The organism is Aeromonas sp. 600774 (assembly GCF_049175075.1).
GTDB lineage: Bacteria > Pseudomonadota > Gammaproteobacteria > Enterobacterales > Aeromonadaceae > Aeromonas > Aeromonas veronii_A.
Genome location: NZ_JAAKUJ010000020.1, coordinates 19,730 through 33,287, shown reverse-complemented (window position 1 = coordinate 33,287; position 13,558 = coordinate 19,730). Strand labels below are relative to the sequence as shown.

Sequence of the window (13,558 nt, the reverse complement as noted above, 5' to 3'; positions counted from 1 at the left end):
GGCTTGTTCCCTATTGACGTAAGGATATGTATGACCCAACAGAATGAGCAGCAGAGAAACCGCATGTTGAGCCTGCTGCGCGAAGGTGAGCGCCGCATGTTGGTTCAATTGGCCGGGCTGTTGCGCACTACCGCCGATGAAATCAATGCCGAGCTGGAGAAAGAGGAGTTGATGGGAACCCTTGATCAGTCCATCACGGTGGAGTATCTCAACGGCGTGGTGCAGCACCATCTGTTCGAGCGCAAACACAAGGGAGATATGGCTGTTGCCCAGCAGATCCTGAGCGATTATCAGAGCGAGCTGGAAGCGCTGCAGGCCGCTCAGGCGCAGCCTGAAGAGGCTGTCGCAACTGACGAGAGCGGCGAAGAGCTCAAGGCCCGGGCTTGAGCGACGGGCAGGCCTGAATCCTTACCTCTGAATCAGCCGGCCTGCCAGCGCTGACCCCTCTTGCGGCCCCATCATGTCTGCCATGATGGGGCCGTGTCGTTTCTTCTGTTGCCTTCCCTTGTTGACCTTCACTTCTCGGTTTCAATCCAACTGATTCGTGCCTTAGCGCACCTCTTGTGGTATGCCGTGCGGCACTTCGCGGGGGATGGGGAACACCTTGTCATAGCCCCAGTTGTAGACGAAGGCATAGATCAGGTAGAAGACGACGAAGCCCAGATCCAGCACCAGCGCCTCCAGCATGCTGACGCTCAGCCACCAGGACATGACCGGCAGCGCGACGATCAGCAGACCGCCCTCAAAGCCGAAGGTATGCAGCACCCGTTGCCACAGTGTTTTGTGGGTATGGCCCTGATATTTGAGCAGCAGCTTGTCGACCCCGATGTTGTAGATGTAGTTCCAGACGGTGGCCAGCACCGAGAAGAACAGTGCCAGCGGGCCCATATGGTTGAGCCCGACCCCGGTAACCCAGCTGGCCAGCGGGGCGGCAATCAGCAGGCCAATGAATTCAAAGCCAATGGCATGGCGCAGGCGATCGTTACGGGTACGCATAAGTCACTCTCTCAATCAGGTTCATTCACGAATTGCAGGTTAATCTATAGAACTTTCGCGATAGATTCATGTTGGTATCCATCGCTAAAATAGATGGGTGAGAGGGTTTGCCGGAGGGCAACAAGATGACACCATCACTGGAACAACTGAGGATCTTGCTGGCGGCCGCCGAAACCGGCTCGTTTTCCGCTGCCGCCCGCAAGCTGGGCAAGGCACAGTCGGTAGTGAGCAGCGCTATCGCCAATCTGGAGATCGATCTGGCGCTCACCCTGTTTGACCGCAGCGGCCGCTATCCGCAGCTGACGGAGGCGGGGGCCCGCATGGTGCAGGAGGCGGGGATCCTGCTGGCGCAGAGTGAACGGTTGCAATCCATTGCCGGAGAGCTGGCGGCCGGGGTGGAGACGCGCCTCACCCTGGCCATCGATGATGACTCCCACCTCCCCTGGCTCGGCACCCTGCTGGAGGCGTTCGCCACTCGTTACCCGACAGTGGAGCTGGAGCTGCTCTTCCCGCTGATGGAGGATGTGACCGAGATGCTGGTGACCGGCCGGGCCCAGCTCGGCATCAGTTATCAGAAGGTGCATCCCCAGAGAGAGATTGTCGCCCATTCGCTGGGGGAGGTGACCATGCCGCTGGTGGTGTCACCGGATCATCCGCTGGCCCGCAAGCAGCCGCTGCGGGAGGTCGATCTGCAGGGGGCACGCCAGCTGATGGTGACCGGCCGACGGGAAGGGAGCGAGCGCCAGCGTTTTCGCATCTCGGCTCAGGTGTGGTGGGTCGAGGGGGATCTCGGGGTGCTGGAGCTGGTCAAACGGGGTCTTGGCTGGTCCGCCATTCCGGAATTTCTGCTGCATCAGCCGCTGAAGCGGGGTGAAGTGGTGGTGCTGGAGCCGGACTTTATCGCCAGCCACGCGCTGGCGCTGGAGTTGCAGTGGCATCGCGCCCGCCCGCTGGGGCAGGCGGGGCGCTGGCTGAAGGAGGCACTGCTGGCGCGGGTGCCTCGCTAGCCGACCTTACTCGGTCAGGGCGTAAGGCAGGGGTTGCAGGGTGAGGCGGGAGCCTTCGTCCTGCTTGAGGCGGAATTGGGCGTCAGCCTCGGTATCTTTTGGTAGCACGGCGGTGAGCCACACCTGCCCGGCCTGTTGCCAGGCGTTGAGCACCATGCCGCTACGGCGCCAGTTGTCACCCAGTTGCAGCTCAAGGGTATCGCCGCTGGCGACCTGCTCGCCGGTAGTGCCCGCCAGCAGGAACAGGGCGCGGTTGTTGGCGCCGCGATATTTGGCGCGAGCCACCGTCTCCTGCCCCATGTAGCAGCCCTTGTTGAAGCAGATGCCGTCGAGCGCCTGCAGGTTGAGCATCTGCGGGATGAACTCGCCCTGATGCACCGCCTCCATGTGCGGCAGGCCGGCCTTGATCTCGAGACCCCACCAGAGGGATTCGTCACCCGCCGGCAGCGCATCGACTTGCTCACTGCTCACCAGCAGCCAGCGATCCTGTTCGATCTTCACCGCCATGCCGCCAGCGATAAGGCCGCTTTGCTCCAGACCAAACTGCGCGGCGATCCACGCATCGGTACCCTTGCCAGCCAGGCCGGTGGCGTGGCGTTCGTCGGCGGCGATCTCGACCTTGGAGAAGACGGCAAATTTCTTCAGCTCCGGCAGCTGGCGCTCCAGCACCGAGGGGCTGGTCAGCAGCAGCAGGCTCTCTTCAAGGCAGAGCAGGCGAAAATCGCTCCACAGTTTGCCCTTGGGATCACAGTGACCACCCAGCGTGCTCTGCCCCGGTTGCAGGGCGTTGACGTCGCAGGTGACCTGACCTTGCAGATATTTGACGCGATCCTGACCACTCAGTCGGGTGATGGCTATCTTGGTCAGGGCGAAGCGGGTCGGCTCGGCAGGAAATACAGGGGGTTGCAGGCTCACGATGGTATTCCAGAGAGAAAGTATGTGACCTGCATGGTAAAGACGTAACTAATGTTTGTCAGCCGGAAAATCCAGCTGGTACCATCCTCGGGTCTTTGTAAGGAGAGTTCCATGTTGAGCCCAGTTGAAAAATCCCGTCTGAAATGGGCCTGCCGCCGTGGCATGCTCGAGCTGGATGTTGTTTTTATGCCCTTTTTCGAACACGAGTTCGACTCCCTGAGCGAAGCCGATCAGCAGACCTTTATCCGCTTGCTGGAGAGCGATGATCCGGACTTGTTCCGTTGGACCATGGGTCATGCCATCCCGAGTGATCCAGCTTTCGCCACGATGATCAAGATGATCCTGGAGCGTAATCAGGCTCGTCACGATCGCCAGGGGTAATACCGTGGAGCGGGTGATCATGACGGTTCACCCCTCCCGCCATCAGCGATATCTGTTGGTGGCCCTCTTTCTGTTGTTGCTCTGGCCGGTGGCTGGCCTGATTACCGGTTGGCAGTGGGCGCTGTTGCTGCCCATCTGGCTGGTGGCGCTTTGGCTGAGCTGGCGGACGCTCGTTGAGTCTCCTTTGGAGCTTGTTTGGGATGGCCATTGGCTGCAGTGGCAAGGGCGTCGCTATCAGCTCGGCAAGAAAAGCCGCATTCTGCCCGGTGTGCTCAGGCTGGCGCTTTGCCCCGAGCCGCAAGAGAGTGGAGCCGTGTCGCCACGACAACTGTGGCTCTTCTCCGACGCCCTTCCCCCCGAACATTACCGCCTGCTGGCGCGAGCCATCCACTTTCTGCCATCCCGGCGCTGACCCCTGCTTCCCGTGATGACCATGCGCTGATTTATCGCGATAAGCTGCTGCCATGTGGTTGGCGGCACTCTTTTTGTGGCTGAAAAGCGGTTGAAAACAAGTGACCCCGCCGGGGCGGGGTCACTGATTGCTGTAACGCTTTGCGGGAAGGGGATTAATCCCGCTCCGGGGTCAGCACGGTCGGTTTGGAGTCCGGCAGCATATCCGGATAATCCAGGTTGTAGTGCAGGCCGCGGGACTCCTTGCGCTGCAGAGCGCAGTTGACGATAAGCTCGGCCACCTGCAGCAGGTTGCGCAGCTCCAGCAGGTTGTTGGAGACGCGGAAGTTGGCGTAGTACTCCTGCACCTCCTGCTTGAGCAGGTCGATGCGGCGCTTGGCGCGGGCCAGGCGTTTGTTGGTACGCACTATCCCCACGTAGTCCCACATCATCAACCGCAGCTCGTGCCAGTTGTGCTGGATCACCACCAGTTCGTCGGAATCTTCCACCTTGCTCTCGTCCCACACCGGCAGGCGCGGCGGCTCCACACTCATCGGCAGCTTGGCCAGAATGTCGGCCCCCGCCTGATGGGCATAGACCACGCATTCCAGCAGGGAGTTGGAGGCCATGCGGTTGGCACCGTGCAGCCCGGTGTAGGTCACTTCACCGATGGCGTAGAGGCCGGGAATATCGGTCTGGCCGTTGCTGTCGATCATCACTCCGCCACAGGTGTAGTGGGCGGCTGGGACGATGGGCATCGGTTCCTTGGTGATGTCGATACCGACCGCAAGGCAGCGCTCATAAATGGTCGGGAAGTGCTTGATGATGAAATCGGCCGGTTTGTGGCTGATATCCAGATACATGCAATCCGCCCCGAGCCGCTTCATCTCGTGGTCGATGGCGCGAGCGACGATATCGCGTGGCGCCAGTTCGGCCCGCTCGTCAAACTCCGGCATAAAGCGGCTGCCGTCCGGGCGGCGCAGATAGGCCCCCTCGCCACGCAGTGCTTCGGTCAGCAGGAAGTTGGGATCATCCGGGTGGAACAGGCTGGTGGGGTGGAACTGGTTGAACTCCAGGTTCGCCACCCGGCAGCCGGCCCGCCACGCCATGGCGATGCCATCGCCAGAGCTCACATCGGGGTTGGAGGTGTACTGGTAGACCTTGGAAGCACCGCCGGTGGCCAGTGCCACGAAGCGGGCGCGGATCACCTCGACCTGCTCGGCGTTGCGGTTCCAGACGTAGGCGCCCAGCACCTTGTTGCCCGGCAGGCCGAGCTTGCGGGTGGTGATGAGGTCGACCGCGTTGAAGCGCTCCATCAGCTGGATGTTGGGGTGAGCGTGCACCTGATCGATCAAGGTGAGCTGTACCGCCTTGCCGGTGGCATCCGCCGCGTGGAAGATGCGGCGATGGCTGTGGCCCCCTTCCCGGGTGAGGTGGTATTGGGACTCGCCCTCGGCGTTCTCCTCCTGATCGAAGGGGACCCCCTGCTGAATGAGCCACTGGATGGACTCGCGGGCGTGGCGGGCGGTGAACTCGACCACGGCCGGGTCACACAACCCTGCCCCGGCGTTGAGTGTGTCGCTCACGTGGGATTCGATGCTGTCGGTTTCGTCGAAAACGGCAGCAATGCCTCCTTGCGCATAGAAAGTGGCCCCTTCACTGATGGGCCCCTTGCTCAGAACCAGGACTTTGGCGTGGTCTGCCAATCGCAACGCGAGGGACAAACCAGCGGCACCGCTGCCAATGATCAGTACATCGCAAAGGTATTCAACACTTGCTTTCATAAGTATCATTGGCCTGGATTAAGAACTGGCACCATGGTAGCCCAAGCGAGGGCGAGGATGCAGCCTGCATCACATTTTTTTCAATTGAAGCGAACTTTCTCTGATTCTCCCTGTCTGAACTTGTGCGCTTAGGAAGGGCCGGAAAAGAAGAACGATAACCTGATGGGGGTTTTACGGCTCTGATGAGCGACCAGAATCTACTGGACGAACAACTGGTTGAACGGGTCCAGCGCGGCGATAAAGCAGCTTTCAACCTGTTGGTAAAAAAATACCAGCAAAAGGTGGTCAACCTGGTTGCCAGGTATGTCAACAATCCCGGCGATGTGCCCGATGTGGCACAAGAGGCCTTCATAAAAGCCTACCGGGCATTGCCGACATTCCGTGGCGAGAGTGCTTTTTACACCTGGTTGTACCGAATTGCCGTGAACACGGCGAAGAATTATCTGACCTCCCAGGGGCGCAGGCCGCCCAGCAGTGATGTGGAGGCTGACGAAGCGGAGTCTTATGGCGGTGGTGAAGCCTTGCAAGAGGTCTCAACCCCCGAAAACCTGGCGCTGACTGACGAGATCAAACGCACCGTGTTTTCAGCCATAGAGGCATTGCCGGAAGACCTGAGGACAGCGATCACCCTTCGCGAACTGGAAGGGCTGAGCTATGAAGAGATTGCCGAAATCATGGATTGCCCTGTGGGTACGGTCAGATCCCGTATCTTCCGGGCGAGGGAAGCAATCGATAAAAAGCTGCAACCTCTGATCGAGAATTAACTGGGGAAAGACGGGTTAACTTATGGCAAATAAAGAGCAAATCTCTGCCCTGATGGATGGTGACCTGAGTGACGCAGAGGTACTGAACGAGCTGGAGATGGACTCCGACTTGCAAGCTACCTGGGGTCGTTACCACCTGATCGGCGATGCCATGCGGGGTGACCTGCCGGTCAATCTGCAACTGGATCTCAGTGACAGCATCATGGCTGCACTGGAAGATGAGCCCACCATACTGGCACCCAAGCCGGTTGAGACTGCGTCGGTGGTACAACCGGTCGTTGCACCGATCAAGACAGATTCCAACAATGTGGTGCCCCTGTTTCGTCGGGTCGGCCAGCAGCTGGGACAATATGCCATCGCAGCCTCTGTGGCCGCGGCCGTGATTTTCGGGGTGCAACAGTACCAGGGTCAGGACGGCGTACCGAACAACCCTGTGCTCAATACCATACCTATCGGTGGCAGTGCTGCGCCAGTGAGCGTCCACTATCCGCAAGAGGGTAACCGCGTTCGGCCGCAACAGGGAATGACCGAACAGCAGATGCAGGAGCAGCGTGAACGTATCAACGCCTTCCTGCGTGATCACCAGTTACAGCAGCGCCTGTTGCAAGACAGACAGATCCAACAATAACAAGTTGTCAGGGATATAAACGTGCGCCAGTACAGCCGTATTTTGCTGGCCTCTCTCCTGCTGATCAGCGCCAAGGCCTCGGCCGACGACAAGTCGGCCGAGGCCTTGTTGCAGCAGATGCAGAGTGCCGTGCAGCAACAGAATTTCGAGTTGTCTATGGTCAAGGCCCGTCAGGGGCGTCTTGAGCCGATCCGGATCAGCCATGCCGTGATTGATGGTAAGGAGGTAGCCCACCTCAGTTACCTTGACGGCAAGGCCATCGAGTATCTCCAGCGTCAGAACGAGTTCACCTTTTTCGAGAACAGCCATGACCCCTACACCTTGAAGGATGCCCGCTTCCCCGGTATCTGGTCGACGTTGGTAAAGATGCCGCTGGCACAGGTGCTGGAGAGTTATGATCCTGTGCTGGCTGGCCGTAGCCGGGTGGCTGGCGAGGTCACTCAAGTCGTCAGATTAGTGCCCAAAGAAGCTGACAAATATGGTTTTGTACTCTGGATTGACGAGCGTAGTCACCTGTTGCTGCGAGTCGATATGGTGGAGCGGGAGGGCAGTTTGGTGGAGCAGGTGCTGGGAGTTGATTTGCAATTGCAACAGAAACCGTCCCCCTGGTTGGTTAGGCTGGCAAACAGCAAGCAGCCTCCTGCGCTTGCACTGGAGGATGCCTATCCAGCACCGCAACAGCAGTTGAACTGGCAGATCACCTGGTTGCCCGATGGCTTCAAGGTGCTGTCGCAAGACCGGCACCAGCTGGTGACCACCAGTATGCCGGTGGATTACATGATGCTCTCCGACGGGCTGGTGGATCTCTCGGTCTATGTCTCCCGGGTCGATCCCAAGCAGGCGGTGCGCCAGCAGCTGATCCGCCAAGGGGCGACCTCGCTGGTGAGCTATGTCAATGAGGTGGGGGTCGAGATCACCGTGGTCGGCGAGGTGCCTGCCGAGACCGCCAAGCGCATCGCCGAGTCGGTCCAGCCGCTGGCTCGCAACGAAGCGGTGCAGTAACGGGGGATGCGGGGTTGTTTCCCGCTTGCCGAGCGTGGCGAGTCGTGGTCAGATCCCCTGATTGTGTGAACCCGAGGTGTTGCCGTGAATGAGATGAGTGAAGAGCTGGCGACCGTGGTGGCCATTGAGGGTGACCATGCCTGGGTGGAGTGCGAGCGTCGCTCCGCCTGCAGTGGTTGTCAGCAGCAATCCAACTGCGGTACCGGCACCGTGGCCAAGGCGTTTCCCCTGAAAGCTCCCCGCTTGCGAGTCAGGCTGACCGCCGAGGTGCGGGTTGGCCAACAAGTGAGGCTCGGTATCCCGCAGGAGAGTCTGCTGCGCGGGGCTGCGCTGGTCTATGTGCTGCCGCTGTTCTGTCTGTTGGCCGGCGCCTTGCTGGGGCAGCTCTGGCTGGCGCCGCTGCTCTCGGGCGGGGAGGGGATCACCATTCTCTGCTGCCTGCTGGGGGGCGTGCTGGGCTTTTTACTGGTTCGTTACTTTTCCAACCGCCTGGATCAGGGGCGCTACGGCCCGCAGATGCTCGGCGTGGTAGTCCCTGTCCGCATCCTCCCCTGACCGAACAGGCGCTATTTCACTGGCGCTGGCGACTAAAGAATGGCCGTCAGCCGGGTTATCCAGTAAAATCGCGCCTCCATAACTGACCTTAACTAATTTTGAGTGACTCTTGCTCGATGAAACACATTCGTAACTTTTCGATTATTGCGCACATCGACCACGGTAAATCGACCCTGTCGGACCGTCTGATCCAGACTTGCGGTGGCTTGTCCGACCGCGAGATGCAGGCTCAGGTGCTTGACTCCATGGATCTGGAGCGCGAGCGCGGCATTACCATCAAAGCACAGAGTGTGACCCTGAACTACCAGGCACAAGACGGTAACACCTACCAGCTGAACTTTATCGACACCCCGGGCCACGTGGATTTCTCCTACGAGGTCTCCCGCTCTTTGGCGGCCTGTGAAGGGGCGCTGCTGGTGGTGGATGCCGGCCAGGGGGTTGAGGCACAGACTCTGGCCAACTGCTATACCGCCATGGAAATGGATCTGGAAGTGGTGCCGGTGCTGAACAAGATTGACCTGCCGGCTGCAGAACCCGAGCGGGTTGCCGAGGAGATCGAAGACATCGTCGGTATCGACGCGGTCGATGCGGTGCGCTGCTCCGCCAAGACCGGCCTGGGTGTTGACCTAGTGCTGGAAGAGATCGTCGCCAAGATCCCGGCGCCGGAAGGTGACCCAGATGCCCCGCTGCAGGCGCTGATCATCGACTCCTGGTTCGACTCCTATCTGGGCGTTGTCTCTTTGGTGCGGATCAAGAACGGTTCCCTGAAGAAGAACGACAAGATCAAGGTGATGAGCACCGGTCAGGTGTGGGGTGTCGATCGTATCGGTATCTTCACGCCCAAGCAGGTGGATACCCAGGGGCTGGGCTGTGGCGAGGTAGGTTGGGTTGTCTGCGGTATCAAGGACATCCACGGCGCGCCGGTGGGCGATACCCTGACTCAGGCCAAGAATGGTGCCGACAAGGCGCTGGCTGGCTTCAAGAAGGTGAAGCCGCAGGTTTATGCGGGTCTGTTCCCCATCTCCAGCGATGACTACGAGTCGTTCCGTGACGCCCTCGACAAGCTCTCCCTGAACGATGCCTCCCTGTTCTTCGAACCGGAGAGCTCCACTGCGCTGGGCTTCGGCTTCCGTTGTGGCTTCCTCGGCATGCTGCACATGGAGATCATTCAGGAGCGTCTGGAGCGTGAATACGATCTGGATCTGATCACCACGGCGCCGACCGTAGTCTACGAGATCGAGCTGACCGACGGCTCCACCATCCATATCGACAGCCCGGCCCAGATGCCTGCCATCACCAGCATCAAGGAGATGCGCGAGCCGATCGCCGAGTGTCATATCCTGCTGCCGCAGGAGTACATGGGCAACGTGATCACCCTCTGTATCGAGAAGCGTGGCGTGCAGACCAACATGGTCTATCACGGCAAACAGGTGGCACTGACCTATGAAATCCCGATGGCGGAAGTGGTGCTCGACTTCTTCGACCGTCTGAAGTCCACCAGTCGCGGTTACGCCTCGCTGGACTACGGCTTCAAGCGTTTCGAAACCTCCGACATGGTCCGTCTGGACATCATGATCAACGGTGAGCGCGTCGATGCCCTGGCCATCATCACCCACAAGGACAACGCCCAGTATCGCGGTCGTCAGGTGGTGGAGAAGATGCGCGAGCTGATCCCGCGCCAGATGTTCGATATCGCCATTCAGGCGGCCATCGGCAACCAGATCATCGCACGCAGCACCGTCAAGGCTCTGCGTAAAGACGTAACCGCCAAGTGCTACGGTGGTGACGTGAGTCGTAAGAAGAAACTGCTGAACAAGCAGAAAGAAGGTAAGAAGCGGATGAAGTCCCTCGGCCGTGTCGACGTGCCGCAGGAAGCCTTCCTCGCGATTCTCCACGTCGGAAAGGATTAATAGATGGCAAGCACGTTTTCCCTGATCCTGGTGGTGGTCTGCGCGATCACCGGTGTTATCTGGTGTCTGGACAAGATGATTTGGTCCAAGCAGCGCGCCGCCAAGATTGCCGTGGCTCGTGCCCATGGCGGTGCCCACCTGGATGAGAAGACCCTGGCCAAGGTCGCCCCCGTGCCGGTCTGGATTGAGCAGACCGCCGGGGTCTTCCCGGTCATCACCTTTGTGCTGATCCTGCGTTCGTTCATTTTTGAACCGTTCCAGATCCCGTCAGGTTCCATGATGCCCACCCTGCTGGTGGGCGACTTCATCCTGGTGGAAAAATTTGCCTATGGTCTGCGGGACCCGGTGACCAACACCAAGTTCCTCGAGACCGGTGAGCCCAAGCGCGGCGATGTGGTGGTGTTCAAGTATCCCCTTGAACCGCGCGTTGACTACATCAAGCGGGTGGTCGGCATGCCGGGTGATCGGGTCATCTATCGCAACAAGGAGCTGATGATCCGGCCCAAGTGCGAAGAGCAGGAAGGGAAAACGTGCCCGGGCTTCAAGAAGCTCGACGTCAAGTTTGAACAAAGAGGCGAATTTACCCAGATGGGGATCCCCCTTGACCGCTATACCGAGCAGTTGGGTGATGTCTCCCACGAGACCCTGCGCAATCCGCTGATGCCCGATATGGTTGGCCGTTACTATCGCCAGCCCGGCACCTACCCCGACGAATGGGTCGTACCGGAAGGCCAGTATTTCGTGATGGGCGACAACCGCGACAACAGCACCGACAGCCGCTTCTGGGGCTTTGTGCCCGAGCAGAATCTGGTCGGCAAGGCGGTCGCTATCTGGATAAGTTTTGAATTCGAGCGCGAAGAAGGCTCCCTGCTGCCAAGTTGGGTACCGACAGGTGTGCGCTTCAACCGCATTGGCGGAATCAAGTAAATGAATATCAAGATGAACAGACTGCAGTCCCGTCTCGGGCATGTCTTTGCGGATCTGGAACTGCTGACCCGGGCGCTGACTCACCGCAGCGCCGGCTCTCGTCACAATGAACGACTGGAATTTCTGGGTGACTCGATTTTGAGTCTGGTGATTGCCGACGATCTGTTCCACCGCTTCCCGCAAGCGGCGGAAGGGGATCTCAGCCGGATGCGCGCCACCCTGGTGCGCGAGAAGACCCTGGCCGAACTGGGCCGGGAGTTCGACCTCGGGGATCACTTGATCCTCGGTCCCGGCGAACTCAAGAGCGGCGGTTTTCGCCGCGAATCCATCCTGGCCGACACGGTCGAGGCGGTGATCGGTGCCGTCTATCTGGATACCAATCTTGAGACGGTGCGGACACTGCTGCTGAGCTGGTATGCCAGCCGCCTGGAAGAGATCAAGCCGGGCATCGAGCAGAAAGATCCCAAGACCCGTCTGCAAGAAATTTTGCAGGGAAGCCGCAAATCCCTGCCGACCTACACCGTGACCAACGTCAAGGGCGAGGCCCACAACCAGGAGTTCACCGTCCAGTGTGACGTGGAAGGTCTGGATGGTCCCCTCGTCGGGGTCGGCACCAGCCGTCGCAAGGCCGAACAGGCCGCGGCGCAGCAAGCATTGGAAAAACTGTCATGACAGATACCACCTATTGCGGCTTTGTCGCCATCGTGGGCCGCCCCAACGTGGGCAAGTCCACCCTGCTCAACAAGCTGCTTGGCCAGAAGGTCAGCATCACCTCGAAGAAGCCCCAGACCACCCGTCACCGGATTTTGGGGATCGACACCGAGGATAACTACCAGACCATCTATGTAGATACCCCGGGTCTGCACATTGAAGAGAAACGGGCCATCAACCGCCTGATGAACCGTGCCGCCACCAGTTCGCTGGGTGATGTGGCCATGGTGGTGTTCATGGTCGACGGTACCCACTGGACCAAAGACGACGAGATGGTGTTGGGCAAGTTGCGCAATCTCAAGTGCCCTGTGGTGCTGGCGGTCAACAAGATCGACAACGTCAAGGAGAAAGAAGATCTGCTGCCCCACCTCGAGTGGCTGGGACAACAGATGAACTTCGCCCATATTCTGCCCATCAGTGCCGAAAAGGGCACCAACGTGGAGAAGATCCGCGAGTGGGCCAAGGATCTGCTGCCGGAAAACGTCCACTTCTTCCCGGAAGATTACGTGACCGACCGCTCCTCCCGCTTTATGGCCTCCGAAATCATCCGCGAGAAGCTGATGCGCTTCACCGGTGAGGAGCTGCCCTACTCGGTGACGGTGGAGATAGAGCGCTTCAAGGTGGAAGAGAACGGCCTCTACCATATCCACGGCCTGATCCTGGTCGAGCGCGATGGCCAGAAGAAGATGGTCATCGGCAACAAGGGCGAGAAGATCAAGACCATCGGCACCGAGGCGCGCCTCGACATGGAACGTCTGTTCCAGAACAAGGTGCACCTCGAGCTGTGGGTCAAGGTCAAGTCGGGCTGGGCTGATGATGAGCGCGCCCTGCGTAGCCTCGGGTATGGCGACGACTGATTGCTGACCCCGGCTTTCGTCATCCACAGTCGGCCCTATCGGGAGACCAGCCAGCTGGTCGAGGTCTTCACCCAGGATAGTGGCCGATTTACCCTGGTGGCTCGCGGTTCTCGCGGGCCACGCTCCCCTCTCAAGGGGCTGTTGCAGCCCTTTACCCTGCTCACCATCGCCTGGCGAGGCAAGGGGGATCTCAAGAATCTCACCCAGGTCGAATGCCCGGATCACTCCCTGCGACTCGGTGGCGATCGCCTCTTCTACGGCCTCTATCTCAACGAGCTGGTTTACTACCTGCTGGAAGCGCACACCCCGTTCCCCGAAGTATTCGATGCCTATGCCCGTGCCATCATGGCGCTGGCCGATGGCGAGACGCCGGAGCTGCCGCTGCGTCGCTTCGAGTTCCTGCTGTTGCAGGCGCTCGGCTATGCGGTGGATTTCGAATACACGGCGGACGACGAGTCGCCCATCGAGCCGAACTTGCTCTATGGCTTCGAGCGTGAATTGGGCTTTGTTGCTTGCGAGCGGGCGCCGGATCCCCGTACCCTGTTTCTCGGTGCCCACCTGCTCGCCTTTGCCGAGGGACGTTTCGATACACCTCCCTTGCTGCAGGCGGCCAAACGTTTCAGCCGATTGGCACTGCAACCCTATCTGGGCAAGCGCCAGCTAAAGAGCCGGGAGCTGTTTTTAAAACGCAAAGCCAGTATGCAAGGCTGACACAGATTACAGACATACGG

Annotated in this window: 16 protein-coding genes; 13 read left to right on the top strand and 3 right to left on the bottom strand. The window is 59.6% G+C overall.

Annotated features, from left to right (window positions below; all coding sequences use genetic code 11):
- The first annotated feature begins 30 nt into the window (after positions 1-30).
- A complete protein-coding gene (locus tag G5171_RS19220; RefSeq protein WP_421260609.1) occupies positions 31-387 on the top strand; it encodes a hypothetical protein in 357 nt (118 codons plus the stop codon).
- 162 nt (positions 388-549) lie between these two features.
- On the opposite strand, the gene G5171_RS19215 is transcribed toward G5171_RS19220, so the two are convergent.
- Positions 550-996, bottom strand: coding sequence for a PACE efflux transporter (locus G5171_RS19215; RefSeq protein ID WP_216980202.1), 447 nt, complete (start codon positions 994-996; stop codon positions 550-552).
- Positions 997-1,121: 125 nt separating this feature from the next.
- Between G5171_RS19215 and G5171_RS19210 the strand changes: the two genes are divergently transcribed.
- On the top strand, positions 1,122-2,003 hold the full coding sequence (locus tag G5171_RS19210) for a LysR family transcriptional regulator (protein ID WP_021229472.1): 882 nt from the start codon (positions 1,122-1,124) through the stop codon (positions 2,001-2,003).
- Positions 2,004-2,009: 6 nt separating this feature from the next.
- Here the strand turns inward: G5171_RS19210 and ygfZ are convergent, their stop codons facing one another.
- Positions 2,010-2,918 carry a tRNA-modifying protein YgfZ gene (gene ygfZ / locus G5171_RS19205; protein ID WP_337073325.1) on the bottom strand — a complete coding sequence of 303 codons (909 nt, stop codon included), beginning with the start codon at positions 2,916-2,918 and terminating at the stop codon, positions 2,010-2,012.
- A 111-nt stretch (positions 2,919-3,029) separates the two neighbouring features.
- On the opposite strand from ygfZ, the gene G5171_RS19200 reads away from it, so the two are divergent.
- Positions 3,030-3,299, top strand: coding sequence for a succinate dehydrogenase assembly factor 2 (locus tag G5171_RS19200; RefSeq protein WP_236348725.1), 270 nt, complete (start codon positions 3,030-3,032; stop codon positions 3,297-3,299).
- A gap of 19 nt (positions 3,300-3,318) precedes the next feature.
- Entirely contained in the window at positions 3,319-3,711 is a 393-nt protein-coding gene (locus tag G5171_RS19195) for a protein YgfX (RefSeq protein WP_421260608.1), read from the top strand.
- Between the two features lie 154 nt (positions 3,712-3,865).
- Here the strand turns inward: G5171_RS19195 and nadB are convergent, their stop codons facing one another.
- On the bottom strand, positions 3,866-5,473 hold the full coding sequence (gene nadB, locus G5171_RS19190) for an L-aspartate oxidase (protein ID WP_421260607.1): 1,608 nt from the start codon (positions 5,471-5,473) through the stop codon (positions 3,866-3,868).
- Between the two features lie 182 nt (positions 5,474-5,655).
- Here nadB and rpoE point away from each other — a divergent pair, with 182 nt between their 5' ends.
- The 9 genes from rpoE to recO all read left to right on the top strand — a co-directional run bounded on the left by rpoE (position 5,656) and on the right by recO (position 13,538).
- On the top strand, positions 5,656-6,237 hold the full coding sequence (gene rpoE, locus G5171_RS19185) for an RNA polymerase sigma factor RpoE (RefSeq protein WP_042062096.1): 582 nt from the start codon (positions 5,656-5,658) through the stop codon (positions 6,235-6,237).
- 22 nt (positions 6,238-6,259) lie between these two features.
- Positions 6,260-6,865, top strand: coding sequence for a sigma-E factor negative regulatory protein (locus G5171_RS19180; protein ID WP_005340931.1), 606 nt, complete (start codon positions 6,260-6,262; stop codon positions 6,863-6,865).
- Between the two features lie 21 nt (positions 6,866-6,886).
- Positions 6,887-7,867, top strand: coding sequence for a MucB/RseB C-terminal domain-containing protein (locus G5171_RS19175; protein WP_005340930.1), 981 nt, complete (start codon positions 6,887-6,889; stop codon positions 7,865-7,867).
- Between the two features lie 93 nt (positions 7,868-7,960).
- Entirely contained in the window at positions 7,961-8,422 is a 462-nt protein-coding gene (locus G5171_RS19170) for a SoxR reducing system RseC family protein (RefSeq protein ID WP_040068038.1), read from the top strand.
- 116 nt (positions 8,423-8,538) lie between these two features.
- Positions 8,539-10,332 (top strand): translation elongation factor 4, encoded by a 1,794-nt coding sequence (lepA, locus tag G5171_RS19165; protein WP_005335396.1) that lies wholly within the window; start codon positions 8,539-8,541, stop codon positions 10,330-10,332.
- A gap of 3 nt (positions 10,333-10,335) precedes the next feature.
- Positions 10,336-11,259, top strand: coding sequence for a signal peptidase I (lepB, locus tag G5171_RS19160; RefSeq protein ID WP_005335395.1), 924 nt, complete (start codon positions 10,336-10,338; stop codon positions 11,257-11,259).
- Complete coding sequence (gene rnc, locus G5171_RS19155; protein ID WP_005335394.1) at positions 11,260-11,931, top strand: ribonuclease III; 672 nt, start codon at positions 11,260-11,262, stop codon at positions 11,929-11,931.
- The gene (gene era, locus G5171_RS19150) at positions 11,928-12,827 is read left to right on the top strand and encodes a GTPase Era (RefSeq protein ID WP_005335393.1); all 900 of its coding nucleotides are present in this window, start codon (positions 11,928-11,930) and stop codon (positions 12,825-12,827) included. Before rnc ends, era begins: the two co-directional genes overlap by 4 nt.
- The gene (gene recO / locus G5171_RS19145) at positions 12,828-13,538 is read left to right on the top strand and encodes a DNA repair protein RecO (RefSeq protein WP_216950233.1); all 711 of its coding nucleotides are present in this window, start codon (positions 12,828-12,830) and stop codon (positions 13,536-13,538) included.
- The last annotated feature ends 20 nt before the right edge of the window (positions 13,539-13,558 follow it).